Annotated in this window: 13 protein-coding genes; 6 read left to right on the top strand and 7 right to left on the bottom strand. The window is 61.6% G+C overall.

All coding sequences use genetic code 11. From position 1 onward, the window contains the following. The first annotated feature begins 8 nt into the window (after window positions 1-8). Window positions 9-719, top strand: a complete 711-nt coding sequence (locus CSZ94_RS15945; RefSeq protein WP_258001025.1) for a sulfate/molybdate ABC transporter ATP-binding protein — start codon at window positions 9-11, stop codon at window positions 717-719. 25 nt (window positions 720-744) lie between these two features. Then, window positions 745-1,512: a TOBE domain-containing protein gene (locus tag CSZ94_RS15940; RefSeq protein WP_102122433.1), complete on the top strand. Its 768-nt coding sequence runs from the start codon at window positions 745-747 to the stop codon at window positions 1,510-1,512. 1 nt (window position 1,513) lies between these two features. Here CSZ94_RS15940 and CSZ94_RS15935 read toward each other — a convergent pair whose 3' ends face one another. Then, window positions 1,514-4,546, bottom strand: coding sequence for a response regulator (locus CSZ94_RS15935; RefSeq protein ID WP_258001019.1), 3,033 nt, complete (start codon window positions 4,544-4,546; stop codon window positions 1,514-1,516). Between the two features lie 299 nt (window positions 4,547-4,845). On the opposite strand from CSZ94_RS15935, the gene fnr reads away from it, so the two are divergent. After that, window positions 4,846-5,604, top strand: a complete 759-nt coding sequence (gene fnr, locus CSZ94_RS15930; protein ID WP_102122400.1) for a fumarate/nitrate reduction transcriptional regulator Fnr — start codon at window positions 4,846-4,848, stop codon at window positions 5,602-5,604. Between the two features lie 3 nt (window positions 5,605-5,607). Here fnr and CSZ94_RS15925 read toward each other — a convergent pair whose 3' ends face one another. The 6 genes from CSZ94_RS15925 to ccoN are packed head-to-tail and all read right to left on the bottom strand — an operon-like array spanning window position 5,608 to window position 10,758. Continuing rightward, on the bottom strand, window positions 5,608-6,132 hold the full coding sequence (locus CSZ94_RS15925) for a FixH family protein (protein WP_102122399.1): 525 nt from the start codon (window positions 6,130-6,132) through the stop codon (window positions 5,608-5,610). Between the two features lie 54 nt (window positions 6,133-6,186). Continuing rightward, a complete protein-coding gene (ccoG, locus tag CSZ94_RS15920) occupies window positions 6,187-7,569 on the bottom strand; it encodes a cytochrome c oxidase accessory protein CcoG (RefSeq protein WP_102122398.1) in 1,383 nt (460 codons plus the stop codon). Window positions 7,570-7,573: 4 nt separating this feature from the next. Beyond that, window positions 7,574-8,494, bottom strand: a complete 921-nt coding sequence (gene ccoP, locus CSZ94_RS15915; RefSeq protein WP_102122397.1) for a cytochrome-c oxidase, cbb3-type subunit III — start codon at window positions 8,492-8,494, stop codon at window positions 7,574-7,576. Then, complete coding sequence (locus CSZ94_RS15910; RefSeq protein ID WP_102122396.1) at window positions 8,487-8,699, bottom strand: cbb3-type cytochrome oxidase subunit 3; 213 nt, start codon at window positions 8,697-8,699, stop codon at window positions 8,487-8,489. Before CSZ94_RS15910 ends, ccoP begins: the two co-directional genes overlap by 8 nt. Window position 8,700: 1 nt before the next feature. Beyond that, on the bottom strand, window positions 8,701-9,315 hold the full coding sequence (gene ccoO, locus CSZ94_RS15905; protein ID WP_102122395.1) for a cytochrome-c oxidase, cbb3-type subunit II: 615 nt from the start codon (window positions 9,313-9,315) through the stop codon (window positions 8,701-8,703). Window positions 9,316-9,330: 15 nt separating this feature from the next. Beyond that, complete coding sequence (gene ccoN, locus CSZ94_RS15900; protein ID WP_102122394.1) at window positions 9,331-10,758, bottom strand: cytochrome-c oxidase, cbb3-type subunit I; 1,428 nt, start codon at window positions 10,756-10,758, stop codon at window positions 9,331-9,333. Window positions 10,759-11,005: 247 nt separating this feature from the next. Here ccoN and CSZ94_RS15895 point away from each other — a divergent pair, with 247 nt between their 5' ends. From CSZ94_RS15895 to CSZ94_RS15885, 3 genes are read left to right on the top strand one after another with little or no spacing between them, the layout of a single operon-like run. Next, window positions 11,006-13,141 (top strand): T6SS effector phospholipase Tle3 domain-containing protein, encoded by a 2,136-nt coding sequence (locus CSZ94_RS15895; protein WP_102122393.1) that lies wholly within the window; start codon window positions 11,006-11,008, stop codon window positions 13,139-13,141. Then, on the top strand, window positions 13,141-14,613 hold the full coding sequence (locus CSZ94_RS15890; RefSeq protein WP_180977500.1) for a hypothetical protein: 1,473 nt from the start codon (window positions 13,141-13,143) through the stop codon (window positions 14,611-14,613). The genes CSZ94_RS15895 and CSZ94_RS15890 overlap by 1 nt, the downstream gene beginning before the upstream one ends. 17 nt (window positions 14,614-14,630) lie before the next feature. Further along, the gene (locus tag CSZ94_RS15885) at window positions 14,631-15,953 is read left to right on the top strand and encodes a hypothetical protein (protein WP_180977499.1); all 1,323 of its coding nucleotides are present in this window, start codon (window positions 14,631-14,633) and stop codon (window positions 15,951-15,953) included. Window positions 15,954-15,965 lie beyond the last annotated feature (12 nt).

The following is a 15,965-nucleotide window of genomic DNA, read 5'->3' as shown; positions in this document are numbered from 1 at the left end:
CGGCTATGATGACGCCTATGCAACTCGACCTCGACATCCGTGCCACCTTGCGCTCCGGCAAACGCCGCTTCGACATGCAGGTGCAATGCACCTCGAACAGCCAGCGCATCGCCGTGTATGGCCCGTCCGGTGCCGGCAAGAGCATGACCCTGAAAGCCATTGCCGGACTGTTTACACCGGACGCCGGCCATATCCGCCTGAATGGCCGCACGCTGTTCGATTCCGCCGCCGGCATCAATCTGCCGCCGCAGCAGCGCAACGTGGCGTATCTGTTCCAGGATTACGCGCTGTTCCCGCACCTGACGGTGCGCCAGAACGTGGGCTTTGGCCTGCGCCGCGGCTGGCTCAACCCGCGCGCGCGTGAAAAATTGCAGAAAGTCGAGCATTGGCTGGACGCGTTTCACTTGCAGGAACTGGCGCACCAGTTTCCCGACGAGTTGTCCGGTGGCCAGCGCCAAAGGGTGGCGCTGGCGAGGGCGCTCGTGGCCGAGCCCAGCGCGCTGCTGCTCGACGAACCGTTTGCCGCCCTCGATCCGGCCCTGCGTGTCAAAATGCGTCTGGAACTGAGCCAGTGGCAGCAGCGCCTGGACGTGCCCATGATCTTGATCACACATGATCCGGAAGATGCGCGCATCCTGGGTGAACATGTGTTGTACTTGCGTGACGGACAAATTGACAGCATGGAAGAAAATAGGGCATCAGGTGAACGCAGTGGATAAAATCGGCCTGCAAGGCTCGGTATGGATGACGGTGGGCGGCGAGCGCCTGGGTGGGGGCGGCCGCGTGGAATTGTTGGGCGCCATCGCCGAGTGCGGCTCCATCACGCAGGCGGCCAAACTCGTCAAGATGAGCTACAAGGCGGCCTGGGACGCCATCGACGCGATGAACAACCTGGCTGGCGAGCCGCTGGTCGAGCGCTTGACGGGCGGCAAGGGCGGCGGTGGCACGCGGCTGACGCCACGGGGGCGCCAGCTGGTCGACAATTTCCGCATCATCGAGCGCGAGCATGCGCGCTATCTGCACCAGCTGGGCAGCCAGGCGGAAGGCATCGCCGACGATCTTTTACTCATACGGAGAATGGCCATGAAAACCACGGCACGCAATCAATTCCTGGGCAAGGTGGCCGAACTGAAACAGGGTGCCGTCAACGATGAAGTCACCCTGGAATTGCCCGGTGGCCAGCATATCGTTGCCATCGTCACGCAGGGCAGCAGCGCAAGCCTGGGCCTGGTGCCGGGCGCGGAAGCGTTTGCGCTGATCAAGGCGTCGTCGATTATTCTCGTGACGGACAGCGACGGGGCGCGCTTTTCGGCGCGCAACCAATTGGCCGGGCTGGTGACGCGCGTGCAGACGGGTGCCGTCAACACGGAAGTGGTGCTGGACTTGCCGCGTGGCGGCACCATCGCCGCCATCATCACGAACCAGAGCAGCACCGATCTGGGCATCGAGATCGGCAGCAATGTGACGGCGATTTTTAAAGCGTCGAGCGTGATCCTGGGCGTGCCCGCCTGATTTAATCTTGCAGGCGCGCCAGCCACTCCCGCGCGGCGATCAGCACCTGCTCGAGTTCCTGCGCCGTCTGCGCCAGCAGCGCCGGCACTTCGTCCAGGCGGCCCGCGTCGATGGCTTCCTCGGTGGCAAACGCGGCGCGGATCAGGCGCTTGGTGCCCAGGGTACCCACGGAACCGCGCACGCCGTGCAGGATGCGCGCCACGTCGCTGTGGCGGCCCGCCTGCAACGCTGTTTCGGCGTCGCGCACGGGCGTCATGCCCTTGTTCAGCGCGTCTTCCACCATGCGCCGCAGCACGCCGCGCCCCTTCGCATCGCGGCCCATCACGCGCATCAGCGGCGCCATGGAAAACACTTCCTCATCGGCAACGGGTGCCGGTTCGGCCGTCTGCTCTTGCGGGCGCTTGGGCAGGTGGCGCAGGATGACTTCCATCAACTCTTCCACCACCACGGGCTTGGCGATGAAATCGCTGATGCCGGCCGTCATGCAGCGCTCGCGCTCGGACGCCAGCACGCCGGCCGTCATGGCGATCACGGGCAGGCTCAAGCGCAGTTCCGTGCGGATGATGTGGGTGGCGCTGAAACCGTCCATGACGGGCATCTGCATGTCCATCAGCACGATGTCGTAGCGCAGCGCCTCCGTGCGCAGCCGTTCCACGGCTTGCAAGCCGTCGCCCACCACATCCAGGGTGGCGCCCATGTGTTCGAGGATGCCGCGCGCCACGGCCTGGTTCAAATGATTGTCTTCCACCAGCAGGAAATGCACGCCGGCCAGCTCCGTGCCCAGCGGCTGGTGCAGCATGCGCTGCTCGCCGCCGTCATTCTTGGCGATCAGCGCCTGGTGCAGGGCATCGAACAGGCTCGATCCCGTGATCGGCTTCATCAGCACGACATCGGCCTCGGCGGCGCTGGAGATTTCCTCCAGGTGGTTGCGCGCGAAGGCGTTGACCATCACCACGATGGGCTGGCGCTGGCCGGTGGCCGCCTGGCGGATGGCCTTGGCCGTGGCCAGGCCGTCCATGACGGGCATGTGCCAGTCGGCCAGCACCACGTCGTACGGTTGCTGCTGCGCCAGGCGTTCGCGGTACAGTTCGATGGCGGCAAAGCCGGAGTCCACTTCGTCGGCCAGCCAGCCCCAGGCCTCGATCAGCTTGACGATCAGTTCGCGCGTGGTGCGGTTATCGTCGGCCACCAGCAGGCGCAACTGGCCCAGGGCCGGCATGCGCCGCGTTTCGGCCGGCTGCGCCAGCATGTCGAATGGCACGCTGAACCAGAAGCGGCTGCCCTTGCCTTCGCTGCTGGCGACGGCGATCTCGCCGCCCATCATGTGGATCAGCTGCTTGCTGATGGCCAGGCCCAGGCCCGTGCCGCCGAAGCGCCGCGTGATGCTCTGGTCGCCCTGTGAAAATGCGGAAAACAGTTGCTGTTGCTGCAGTTCCGTCATGCCGATGCCCGTGTCGTGCACTTCGAAGCGCAGCCAGGCGCGCCCGTTCCCGTTCCCGTTCCCGTTCCCGCTCTCGGCCAGGCTGACGGCCACCACCACTTCGCCGCTCTCGGTAAACTTGATGGCATTGCCGGCCAGGTTGACGAGGATTTGCTGCAGGCGCTGGGCGTCGCCCACCAGGCGCCGTGGCACGTCGGGTTCGACGGCGATGGCCAGTTCCAGCTCCTTTTCGCCCGCATTCATGGTCATCGTCGTGGCCAGGGTATTCATCACTTCATCGAGGTCGAACTCGACGGGCGACAATTCCATGCGGCGCGCCTCGATCTTTGAATAATCGAGCACGTCGTTGAGGATGCCCAGCAGCGACTGGCCCGCCACGCGCACCATGGTCAGATACTTGCGCTGTTCCGTGTCGAGCCTGGTATTGCCCAGCAGATACACCATGCCCAGCACGGCATTGAGGGGCGTGCGGATTTCATGGCTCATGTTGGCCACAAAATCGCTCTTCGCGCGATTGGCCGCCTCGGCCCGGTCGCGCTCCTGTTCCAGCTCCGCCGCGCGCGATTCGAGCTCCTGCTGCAGGCGGTCGCGTTCGCTCATCAGGCCGTTGAACGCTTCCGTCAGCTCGCCGATCTCGTCGCGCTGCTGCACCGGCACGGGCGTGAAGCGGCTGGCGCTGGTGCGCAGAGCCAGCAGGGTGTCGCGCAGGCGCACCAGCGGCGACAGCAGGCGCACGGTGACCCAGCCCAGCACGGTAGCTGCCAGTAGCGAAGCGAGGATGCTCCACAGCACCAGCCGGTACAGCACGCCATCGAACGGTTCAAAGGCATCCTCGACGGGAAGCGAGGCGGCCAGCAGCCAGTTCACCGACTTCAGGCGCTTGAAGCTGTTGACGGCCGTGATGCCGCGGCTGTTGGTGCTGACCATGCTGCCTTCACCATCTTCCTTCAGCAGCTGCGTGGTCGCCAGGTTGGCGTCCGGCTTGCGCGGCTGCAGCAGCCGGCTGGTATCGGGGTACAGCACATAGCGCGGCACGGCGCCGCGCGTGAGGATGAAGTAATAGCCGTTCTTGCCGATCTTTTCCGAGCGCAGGCGTCCCAGCAGATTGTCCTTGTACAGGCGCAGCACGCCGATCACCACGCCAGCCACCTGGCCATCGGCGGCCAGCACGGGCGCCACCATCTGCACGATCGGCATGCCGCTCGATTTGCCCAGCATGGGCTCGCTGATCATGGGCTGGCGCGTGCGCAGGACGGTCTGAAAATATGCGCGCTCGGCGACGTTGATGCCGATGCGCCCCGCCACTTCCGGCATGTCGGCCACGATGGCGCCCTGCGCGTCGAGCACCAGCACGTCATCGAACAGCACCAGCATCGAGCGGCGCGCATAGTATTCGCGCAGCCGGGCGGGCTGGGCGAACAATTCCGGCGGCTGCTGCCTGGCCGTCAGCGTGACGATTTGCAGCAGCATGCCCAGCTTGTCGTCGAGCTCGGCAGCGGTGCGGGTAATCAGGGACGATTGCTGGCTCAACAGTACTTTGGTGAAGTCGGCGCGCATGTGCTGCACCTGGATCATGGTGACCAGCGCGATCATGGCGATCTAGGTCAGGCTGGTGGCCAGTGCGACTTTTGCTTTAATGCCGAGAGGCTTCATGATTTCCTTTTCAGTATCGGGCGGCACAGGCGGCAGACAATGCTGTTAGGAATTTTCCTATCAATACTTCAGCTTGGCAAGCGCCACTGCGCAAATTGCCCTCCCCGCACGGGCTTTTGACGATGTTGCCATATAATTAAAGTCAGAACGTCGTTTATTCAGCGCAATTGCAGTGAAATTGGCACACGGCAACCCTGTATGCAGTAAACTTGTTATTGCATTTTTAAAAAGGTACCGACATGACTGAAGCGTTAAGCAATCCCACCTTGCCCACAGTGAACGTGGAGGCCTTGCGTGCGCGGTGCTCGACCTGCAGCATGCATCAATTGTGCCTGCCGATGGGCCTCGATATGGGTGACATGGACAGGCTGGACCAGATCATCGGCCGGCGCCGCAAGATCGCGCGCGGCACCTCGCTGTTCCGCATCGGCGACTCGTTCCAGAACCTGTACGCGATCCGCCTGGGGCATTTCAAGACGTACCAGATCAATGCGGGCGGCGAAGAGCAGGTGACGGGTTTCCAGATGGCGGGCGAACTGCTGGGCATGGACGCCATCAGCGCCGATCGCCACCACTGTAATGCGGTGGCGCTGGAAGATAGCGAAGTGTGTGAAATTCCGTTTTCCAGCCTGGAACAATTGTTGGGCAGTATGCCGACCCTGCTGCGCCATTTCCACCGCATGATGAGCCAGGAAATCACGCGCGAGCAAAGCGTGATGCTGTTGCTGGGCAATATGCAGGCGACGCAGCGTTTTGCCGCCTTCATCGTCAACCTGGCGTCGCGCTATGAAGCGCGCGGCTATTCCGGGACCAATTTTCAGCTGCGCATGTCGCGCGAGGAAATCGGCAACTACCTGGGGCTGACCATCGAGAGCGTCAGTCGGCTGTTGTCGAAATTCAAGAAGGAAGGCTGGCTGCGCGTCTCCAACCGCGAGATCGAGATCTTGCAGCCGGCCAAGTTGAAAGCCATTACGGCCGGTACCGACGTCTGCAAATAAGGCTTACAGCTCTTCATCGGCGTGCAGCGCGATGCTGCGCTGCAGGGGCCAGGTCCAGATGCCGGACAGGCGCCACTCGCGTTTGTCGTTTTCCACCAGCACTTGCCAGCGACTGCGCTCGAGCATCGGCAGCGCTACCGAGAAGTTGCCGGCCGCATTGGGCTGCACCAGCATCTTGATATCCTTTTCCGGCAAGGTCGCATGCGCCAGGTGCAGCTGCAGCGGACCCTGGTAAGCCTTGCCGAAGCTGTGCACGGAACCGGTCAGGCGCGCTGACGCCACATCATAGGACAGGCTGGTATCCATTGCCAGATTGCTGGCGATGGTATCGCGCCGCAAGTCCTGGTTGATCGCCTTGCCCTGTTTGTAATAATCGCCCACCACCAAGGCATCTGGCTGCGTAAACGCGATATAGCCCATGAAGCTGCCGACCACCACGGACAGGCCGGGGCCGAGCATCAGCAGCCATGGCCATCGATGCTTGTACCACGGTGCAACGGGAGCTTGCAGTTTCAGACTGTCGGACATGGTATTTCTCCTGATAAATTGGCCAGTCTCCATGCGGGGACTGGCCTTGCTACCTTAGCGCGGCACGATGAAGACCGCGCTTTCACGCACATGCAGCGATGGGTTGTCCAACGAGTGCAATTCGATTGCAATCTTGTTCGAGCCCTTTTCGCCGACGCCGTGCGGCACGCGCAGGCGGATCGGCCAGCCCAGCGTTTCCGTCGGCTGCAACGTCACCTCTTCGCGCGTCAGCAAAGTCAGGCCCGGCAAGCCGGAAGCGCTGATCTTGAAGTGCTGGGTTTGCTCCGAGGTGTTCATGATCTGCAGACGGTAAACGTTTTCGATCATGCCGTCTTCCACTTCGCGCCCCATTGAACCGCGGTCGCGGATGACGTCCATTTTCAGTGGCGTACGCAGGGCCAGCGAGGTACATACGGCAATGATGATCAAGGCCAGGATGGAGGTGTAGATCAGCACGCGCGGGCGCATGGCGCGCTGGCGGATTTGCTTCGAACTGAAGTTGTTTTCCATCGCATGGTCGGTACTGTAGCGTATCAGTCCGCGTGGCCGTTCAACCTTGTCCATCACGCTGTTGCAGGCATCGACGCAAGCGGCACAGCCGATGCATTCATACTGCAGGCCGTTGCGGATATCGATGCCGGTCGGACACACCTGCACGCACAGGGTGCAATCGATGCAATCGCCCAGCTTGTCATTGTTGCCGGCCTTCTTGCTGATGGCGCCACGCGGTTCGCCACGCTTCTCATCGTAGGTGATGATCAGGGTATCCTGGTCGAACATGGCGCTCTGGAAGCGCGCGTAGGGGCACATATACTTGCACACCTGCTCGCGCAGCCAGCCCGCGTTGCCGTAGGTTGCCAGGCTGTAGAACAAGACCCAGAACCATTCCCAAGGACCGAAATTGAGGGTAATCACCTCGCGCGCCAGTTCCTTGATCGGCGTGAAGTAGCCGACAAAGGTAAAGCCCGTCCACAGGGCGATGGTGCCCCATGCCAGGTGCTTGGCCGTCTTCTTGAACGTCTTGCGCACTGAGGGACCCTGCTTGTCGAGGGCCATGCGCGCGCTGCGCGTGCCCTCGATGCGGCGTTCGACCCACAGGAAGATTTCCGTGTATACCGTTTGCGGGCAAGAGAACCCGCACCACACCCGCCCGGCAATGGCCGTGACGAGGAACAACAAATACGCACAGATGATCAGCAGGGCCGCCAGATAGATGAAATCCTGGGGCCACAGCACGACGCCGAAAATGTAGAACTTGCGCGTGGTCAAATCGAACAGCAGGGCTTGCCTGCCATTCCAGGTCAACCACGGCAAGCCGTAGAACGCCAGCTGGGTAAGCCAGACGCATACCCATCGCCAGGTAGCGTAGCGTCCTTTGGCCTCGCGAGGGTAGATTTGCTCGCGGGCCGCATACATCTTGATGACTTGAGGTTCCATTACGTCATTTCACGGGTGTCTGGGGATTCGACAGGCTCCAGACATACGCCGACAGCACGTGTACCTTGGATTCGCCGAGGAAGTCGCTGAAAGCCGGCATGGTGTTGCTGCGACCCTTGCGGATGGTTTCCATGATGGTATCAGCACTGCCGCCGTACAGCCAGATCTTGTCCGTCAGGTTAGGCGAACCGAGCATCTGGTTGCCCTTCGCATCGGCGCCGTGGCAAGCCATGCAGGCGCCGAACTTGGCCTTGCCCAGCACCGACTTGACAGGGTCCGAGGTGGAACCGGATAGGCTCAGCACATAATGGGCCACGTTCTCGACATCCTTTTCGGAGCCCAGGGCAGCGCCCATCGGCGGCATCTGGCCATTGCGGCCGTGCAGGATGGTGGTCTTGATGATGTCAGGATCGCCGCCATACAGCCAGTCCTTGTCGGTCAGGTTGGGGAAGCCCTTGTTGCCGCGCGCATCCGAACCGTGGCATTGCGCGCAGTAGGTCAGGAACAAACGCTGGCCGATGGCCTGCGCCTGAGGATCGGCCGCCACCGTCTTCAAGTCCTGGCTCAGGTACTTGTTGAACAGGGGGCCGTAGTCGGCTTCGGCCTTCTTCAGCTCTTCCTCGTACTGGCCCGTCGATTTCCAGCCCAGGCTGCCGGCATAGTTGCCCAGGCCCGGATACAGGAACAGATACGCCAGGGCGAAGACGATGGTGATGTAGAACAACCACATCCACCAGCGCGGCATTGGCGTGTTGAGTTCCTTCAAGTCCTCGTCCCAGACGTGGCCCGTGGTGCCGTCGGCAGGCGCGCCGGCGGCCACTTTGACCTTCGACTGCGAGTACAGCAGTACGCCGCAGCCGATGATGCCCAGCAAGGACAGCACGATGATGTAGATATTCCAGAAGCCATTGGTAAAGTCAGCCATGGTTGCGCTCCCCTTGTGCCGGCACAGGCATGGATACCGGCTCCGCCGGATAGTCGAGCGCCTCGTCGTCGAACGGCAGGTGCGCCGCAGCGTCGAAGTCGCTATTGCTGCGGCTGAAAGTCCACCACAGTATGCCTGCGAACGTCATAAAGGAAACCACCGTCATGACGCTGCTGGCGCTGTCAAACAGGTTGTCGATTGCCATGCTAATTCCTTGTTTTGATTAATGTACCGAGGCCTTGCAAATAGGCGACCAGGGCGTCTTCTTCCGTCTTGTCCTGCAACTGCGCCGGGCCGGCGGCGATCTCTTCATCGCTGTACGGCTGGCCCAGGCGTTTCAGGGCGCGCATCTTCGGCATGACGTCGTCAGGCACCAGCTTGGTCTTCGCCAGCCATGGGTAGGCCGGCATATTCGACTCGGGCACCACATCGCGCGGGTTGTTCAAGTGCGTGCGGTGCCATTCATCGCTGTAGCGGGCGCCCACGCGGGCCAGATCTGGCCCCGTGCGCTTGGAACCCCACTGGAACGGACGGTCGTAGACGAACTCGCCAGCGACCGAATAGTGGCCATAGCGTTCCGTTTCCGCGCGCAGCGGACGCACCATCTGCGAGTGGCAGTTGTAGCAGCCTTCGCGCACGTAAATGTCGCGGCCCGTCAGGCGCAGCGGCGAATACGGCTTCAGGCCGGCGACCGGTTCCGTCGTGCTCTTCTGGAAGAACAGGGGAATGATCTCGACGGCGCCGCCGATGCTGATCACTACCGTGACCAGGGCGATCAGCAGCCAGGGGTTTCTCTCAATCCATGCATGTGAAAATTTCATTTGCTTTTGCTCCTATCAGGCGTGCGCCGCGTTCAGTTCCGGAATGCGGGCGACGGGGAGTTTGCTGCCGCGCAAGGTCATCCAGGTGTTGTAGCCCATGATGCACATACCCGACAGGTACAGCAGGCCACCGGCCACGCGCACCACGTAGTACGGATATGTTGCTTTCACGCTTTCAACAAAGGTGTAGGTCAGGGTGCCGTCCGGATTGACCGCGCGCCACATCAGACCCTGCATCACGCCGGCGATCCACATTGCCGCGATATACAGCACGATGCCGATGGTGGCCACCCAGAAGTGCACGTCGACCAGGCGCGTGCTATGCATCTGCGTGCGGCCCGCCAGGCGTGGCAGCAGATAGTAGATCGAACCCATGGTGATGAAGCCCACCCAGCCCAGGGCGCCCGCATGTACGTGGGCAACGGTCCAGTCGGTGTAGTGCGACAGCGAGTTGATGGTCTTGATCGACATCATCGGACCTTCGAAGGTGGCGATGCCGTAGAACGACAGCGAGACGATCATGAATTTCAGGATCGGATCGGTGCGCAGCTTGTGCCAGGCGCCCGACAGGGTCATGATGCCGTTGATCATGCCGCCCCAGCTTGGTGCCAGCAGGACCAGCGAGAAGACCATGCCGATCGATTGCGTCCAGTCAGGCAATGCCGTGTAGTGCAGGTGATGCGGGCCGGCCCACATATAAGTGAAGATCAGCGCCCAGAAGTGGACGATGGACAGGCGGTACGAGTACACGGGGCGCTCGGCCTGTTTCGGGATGAAGTAATAGACCATGCCCAGGTAGCCGGCGGTCAGGATGAAACCCACCGCGTTATGGCCGTACCACCACTGTATCATGGCGTCCTGCACGCCCGCATAGGCGGAATACGACTTGGTGAAGGAAGCTGGCATGACGGCGCCATTGACCACGTGCAAAATCGTCACGGCCAGGATATACGCGCCGAAGAACCAGTTGGCCACGTAGATGTGCTTGACCTTGCGCTTGATCAAGGTGCCGAAGAACACGATGGCGTAAGCAATCCAGACGACGGCGATGAGGATGGCGATAGGCCATTCCAGTTCGGCGTATTCCTTGCCGCGCGTCATGCCCATGGGCAGGGTGACGACGGCGGACAGGATCACCGCTTGCCAGCCCCAGAACGTGAAGGCGGCCAGTTTGTCGGAAAACAGGCGCACCTGGCAGGTGCGTTGTACAACGTAGTACGAGGTGGCGAACAGGCCGCAGATGCCGAAGGCGAAAATCACCGCATTCGTGTGCAGCGGACGCAAGCGTCCGTATGTCAGCCATGGTATGTCGAGGTTCAGGGCAGGCCAGGCCAACTGAGCGGCGATGATAACGCCAACCAGCATGCCGATGATGCCCCATACCACAGTAGCGACCGCGAATTGCTTCACGATCTTGTAGTTATAGTTCAGCGATTGATCCACAAAGACTCTCCCTGGAATTACTATTTATGATGGTGGCCAGAGAGTAAGTGTTTGACCGCGAAAAAACTTTGATGTGGATCAAAATTCCCCGGATGAAATAAGCGTAGCGAACTGGCATCGAAATATAGTCATATTTCGGTCAAAAAAAGCCATGCAAGATCCCTGCAATAGCTCGCTTGATATGGCTTAAAACAGGTAGATCAGCAACGGTTTACAGTGGACAGTCCAGTCATGATGAGGGCTAGCCATGAGTCATGCCGATAGCGCGCCAGTGGATGGTGAAGATGTCAAGGTAGTTGTGGGAAAGTTCAGCGGAACGTCCCTGTTCAGCCACAGCCTGCTCGATTGCCTGCAGCAAATGCCGTCGCCGGGCATCGTCATCTTCGTGCATGGCGTCAATTCCGACGGCGAGTGGTACCGCGCGGCCGAAGCAGGCCTGTGCGCCGGCCTGAACACGCGCATGAAGCGCTGCGACGAGCACATGGCGCATGCTACGGCGCAGGGCGGGCAACTGACCCCGGTGGGCTATCGGAGCGAACTGAGCGATGACGGCTATGTCGATCCCGACTACACGGCCAGCACCTTCATCGGACCGCAAGCGCATTTCTCGCCCGTGATCCAGTTTCGCTGGGGCTACAAGGCCAGCGACAAGGAGTTGCAGGCGTATGGCGATTCGGTCTACCTGAACGAACACGCTTACTGGGGCGGCGGCCCGTTCGCCAATGGCTGCTCCTCGCTGCCGGACCTGTGGGGCGAGGGCTTGTCGGACGCCCTCTTCCTGTTCATCCATATCGAGCATCTCAATCCCGTCAACGACCGCATCGTGTATGCCTGCCCACCGCGCCCCTACTTCGTGCTGGCCGCGCTGCGCCTGGCGCACCTGGTGGCGGCCATCCGCAGGCAGCAGGCCGACGTGCCCATCACCCTGGTGTGTCACAGCCAGGGCAATATGGTGGGCATGGCGGCCGCGTTTCTGGGCAATAAGATGGCCGAGGTGCAGGATGCGGCAGGCAAAAGCGGCCGTTGCGTGGCCGATACTTATGTCTTGTGCAACCCTCCGTACAGCCTGTTGCGCAGAAACGATACGGAAGGCTGGCTGCAGGGGCAAGTCAGGGATGTCGATGGCAATGTAGGCCGGCAAAGCGGCGAGGCGCGCCGCAAGACCCTGGCGGCATTTTTCGACATCGTGCGCGGCCAGGCCAAGGAGCCGCCCATGTCTGCCGCCTTGGCGTGCATGGCCGCCAACGTGCGCCATGATTTCACGCTGGACAAGGACCGGGCCGCCTATGCCTGCGGCCCGCAGTCGACGACGCGCGGCCGCGTCACCCTGTATTGCAATCCGCACGACCAGGTGATTTCCGCCACGCCCATCCAGGGCATCGGCTGGTTGGGTCTCAGCGCCGAACAGATCAAGGCCACGCGCGGCGACGGTGTGTTTACCCAGCGGGTGTTTGCGCAAGGCTTTCCCGTTGGCCAGCACGGCGATTATGACTATTGGAGCAATCACTATCGCCAGCCCGCGCGGGGCAGTGCCGATTTCTGGCATCCTCATTCGCCGATCTCCAGATACGATCCAGACAAGGGCGTGCGCGCCAGCACCAGCGCGGCCGGCAAGGCGGCGAGCGTGCGCACGGCCGCCGCCATGTCGGCCCTCATGGAGATGCTGAAGACACCCATCAATGCCGTGCCGCCCGATGACTGGCGTATCCCCGTGACGGCGCCAGCCTTGCCGGAAGTGTTTACACCGCAGTCCATGCGCTTTGGCCACCCCAGCCCTCAATTCGACCAGGATATCGAGCCGCCCGGCACGCACCGCCATGCTGGCAAGGCGCGCCAGGCAGGCGAACCATATGCCGATACAAGCGTGGGCGGCACGCCGCAGGGCGACCGCGATACCGAGGCGGCATTGCGCTACGAAGACCATGCCCGCCTGCGCATGAAGGCCCGCCGCGGGAAGCTGGACGGCAATGACGGCAAGGCGATGATGGAAGACGACCTGTCCACCGCCACGCCGGAATATTTGGAATGGCGCAAGCAGGAAATCCAGGGGCAACTGGCGGCGACCTGCGACACGCATGCGACCGACCACTCCACCATCCTGACCAATCCCCGGCACGCGGAAAAGGCGCTGGCGTATGACGTGGCGATTGGGGTGGGTCATATTGGTGAGGAGGCGATGCTACAACTGCGCATCGCGGCAGATTGGCGTCTGGTGGAGGGGGTGGATGACAATCAACTACAGATGAAATTTGCGGAATATTTCTTGACTGGGATGGTCAAGAAACTGTCATTGCTGGAATGGGTATGCAGTGATGGCAGCGCTGGAAGCATGCCTCTCGAGATAGTGGATGAGCGCATGTACAAGCGCCCGGAGACATCCTGATGCGCAAAGTGATTGCTACCTTACCGCGCCGGCTGGGTTGGAGCATATTTGTTTTCAGTCTTGCGTCTGGTATTGCACTTTGGTCGGTATTGCATGTCCCGCCAGTCGACGTTCCTCTTGAAGAAGGATTGCTGATGAAACGACTATTGTTGATGCCAGTCCTGCTGGCGCTTGCCGTGCTTTTTCTGACCTCAGCCTGCGCCAGCAAGGCGCCTGTGGCATTACCGGTTGCAGCCGTCGAATCCGCCGCGCCACAGCAACCCTACATGGTGCAGGTGGTGGGTGTGCAGTGGCTCAATCCCCTGCAGCGGCGCGATTATCCGACGGAATGGCAGTTGCTGTGGACGCTGGGCCTGGCCAAGCCGAACAAGGACGATAGCAAAGTGAAAGAGAACCCCGTGCGTTTTGGCAAGGTACAATCGATAGGCATGATTGCCTATGGTAATAAGGGTAGCGAAACTTTTAAAGGCTACCATCACAAATATATTACCAAATTGATTTATCTTTTCCGGGATATCTACTTTTCTAACAAAGAGTATTTTTACAATGCCCATTCGCTGACCGACAAATCCACGCGCCGTGAACTGGCTGGTATTCATGTGGAATATGCCTTGCCGGCTGGACGCCTTGATCCGGACGAGGCGGGAAAATATATCGTTGAAACGATTACCGATGCCTTCAGCATCGGCAACCCCTCCTTCCCCGATTCCTGGACCACGGCCACGCCGCCCGACGTGCGCGTGACCATGGGTGGCGCCAATGCGGGTTTTACGTCCCTGGCGGCGGGCCTGGCCTATCTGCAGGCCAATCCCGACAAGACGGTGTGGGTGATGAACTGGGACGCGCCCAGTTATCCGCCCAAGGATGAGCAGATCAATGAAAACATGGTCTTGCTGGTGCTGGCCGGCCCCGGCTATCAGACGGACCGCGCGCCGCTGGCCTGGCTGGGCTTTCCCGCCACGCGCAAGGTCGCCGATTTCACCGCTGACAGAAGACAGTCCCCACGCGCCGTGCAGGCGTGGAGCGCTGCCATCGACGCTGCCGCCCGGAACGCGCAATTGAACGACGACGCCATCGGCTACGTCATCCACGATGCCGGCAGCACCTATCCGGTCTCGTCAGAACGGCTCGGCCCGCTGGCGCAAAGCCTGACGCAGCAATTGCCCGACTTCGACTTCAACAAGCAGACGTTCAATATGCCAGCCTTGCTGGGCGAGACGGGCGCCGGCACGGCGCTGACCAACGTGGCGCTGGCCATCGCTTATGCGAACCACGTGGGCCGGCCCGTGCTGGTGGCGGGCAGCAGCGATAGCGAGAGTTTGACTGCCGTGGTGGTGGCGCCGCCGGCCGTCGTGCGGCCCGTCGACCACGACGCGCCGTGGTTCCGCGCACGCGGCGGCAACACCGTGTTTTTACCGTGGTGGGGCCGGCGCTTCGATGCGCGGCCGGGGTCGCAAGGGTACTCGCGCTAATCTCGACAGGAGCAGCGATGAAGCGTTTTCTGATGCTAACGATGCTGACCATGCTGCTATCGGCCTGCGCGAGCAAGACGCCTGTCGCTGCACCGGTTGCCGCTGTCGCCCCTGCTGCGCCCGCGCAACCGTACATGGCGCAAGTGGTCGGTGTGCAGTGGCTCAATCCCCTGCAGCGGCGCGATTATCCGACCGAGTGGCAATTGCTGTGGACACTGGGCCTGGCCAGGCCAAACAAGGACGATAGCAAAGTGAAAGAGAACCCCGTGCGTTTTGGCAAGGTGCAATCGATAGGCATGATTGCCTATGGTAATAAGGGTAGCGAAACCTTGGAAGGCTACCATCAGCAATACGTTGCCGATTTAATTTATCGCTTTCGTGACATTTATTTCTCAAGCGCAGAATATTTTTACAATGCTCATTCGCTGACCGACAAATCCACGCGGCGCGAACTGGCTGGCATCCACGTTGAGTACGCGCTGCCTGCGGGACGTCTCGATCCCATAGAAGCCGGAAAATATGTGCAGGATACAATCAGGCGCGCCTTCAGCATCGGCAACCCCTCCTTCCCCGATTCCTGGACCACGGCCACGCCGCCCGACGTGCGCATCACCATGGGCGGCGCCAACGCGGGCTTTACGTCACTGGCGGCGGGCCTGGCCTATTTGCAGGCCAATCCCGACAAGACGGTATGGGTGATGAACTGGGATGCGCCCAGCTATCCGCCGAAAGATGAGCAGATCAATGAAAACATGGTCTTGCTGGTGCTGGCCGGCCCCGGCTATCAGACGGACCGCGCGCCGCTGGCCTGGCTGGGCTTTCCCGCCACGCGTAGCGTCGCCGATTTCAGCGCCGGCAAGGGACAGTCACCGCGCGCCGTGCAGGCCTGGAGCCACGCCATCGACGCTGCCGCCCGGAACGCGCAATTGAACGACAGCGCCATCGGCTACGTCATCCACGATGCAGGCGCGACCTATCCGGTCTCGTCAGAACGGCTCGGCCCGCTGGCGCAAAGCCTGACAGAGCAATTGCCCGACTTCGACTTCAACAAGCAGACTTTCAACATGCCGGCGCTGCTGGGCGAGACGGGCGCCGGCACGGCGCTGACGAACGTGGCGCTGGCCATCGCCCATGCAAACCACGTGGGCCGGCCCGTGTTGGTGGCGGGCAGCAGCGATAGCGAGCGTGTGACTGCCATGGTGGTGGCGCCGCCGGCCGTCGTGCGGCCCGTCGACCACGACGCGCCGTGGTTCCGCGCACGCGGCGGCAACACCGTGTTTTTACCGTGGTGGGGCCGGCGCCTCGATGCGCGGCCGGGGTCGCAAGGCTATTCGCGTTGAGTGGCCGGAGGG

This window comes from Janthinobacterium sp. ROICE36, assembly GCF_002869965.1.
Lineage (GTDB): Bacteria > Pseudomonadota > Gammaproteobacteria > Burkholderiales > Burkholderiaceae_D > Janthinobacterium.
The sequence above is the reverse complement of the archived record's forward strand: the minus strand, read 5'-3'. Positions and strand labels throughout refer to the sequence as shown.

What these genes read in the sequence shown, in the direction of transcription:
- CSZ94_RS15935 (WP_258001019.1), bottom strand. Translation starts at nt 4,546, where the DNA reads ATGATCGCGCTGGTCACCATGATCCAGGTGCAGCACATGCGCGCCGAC.
- fnr (WP_102122400.1), top strand. Translation starts at nt 4,846, where the DNA reads ATGACTGAAGCGTTAAGCAATCCCACCTTGCCCACAGTGAACGTGGAG.
- ccoG (WP_102122398.1), bottom strand. Translation starts at nt 7,569, where the DNA reads ATGGAACCTCAAGTCATCAAGATGTATGCGGCCCGCGAGCAAATCTAC.
- CSZ94_RS15890 (WP_180977500.1), top strand. Translation starts at nt 13,141, where the DNA reads ATGCGCAAAGTGATTGCTACCTTACCGCGCCGGCTGGGTTGGAGCATA.
- CSZ94_RS15885 (WP_180977499.1), top strand. Translation starts at nt 14,631, where the DNA reads ATGAAGCGTTTTCTGATGCTAACGATGCTGACCATGCTGCTATCGGCC.
- CSZ94_RS15895 (WP_102122393.1), top strand. Translation starts at nt 11,006, where the DNA reads ATGAGTCATGCCGATAGCGCGCCAGTGGATGGTGAAGATGTCAAGGTA.
- CSZ94_RS15910 (WP_102122396.1), bottom strand. Translation starts at nt 8,699, where the DNA reads ATGGCAATCGACAACCTGTTTGACAGCGCCAGCAGCGTCATGACGGTG.
- CSZ94_RS15925 (WP_102122399.1), bottom strand. Translation starts at nt 6,132, where the DNA reads ATGTCCGACAGTCTGAAACTGCAAGCTCCCGTTGCACCGTGGTACAAG.
- CSZ94_RS15945 (WP_258001025.1), top strand. Translation starts at nt 9, where the DNA reads ATGACGCCTATGCAACTCGACCTCGACATCCGTGCCACCTTGCGCTCC.
- ccoO (WP_102122395.1), bottom strand. Translation starts at nt 9,315, where the DNA reads ATGAAATTTTCACATGCATGGATTGAGAGAAACCCCTGGCTGCTGATC.
- ccoP (WP_102122397.1), bottom strand. Translation starts at nt 8,494, where the DNA reads ATGGCTGACTTTACCAATGGCTTCTGGAATATCTACATCATCGTGCTG.
- CSZ94_RS15940 (WP_102122433.1), top strand. Translation starts at nt 745, where the DNA reads ATGACGGTGGGCGGCGAGCGCCTGGGTGGGGGCGGCCGCGTGGAATTG.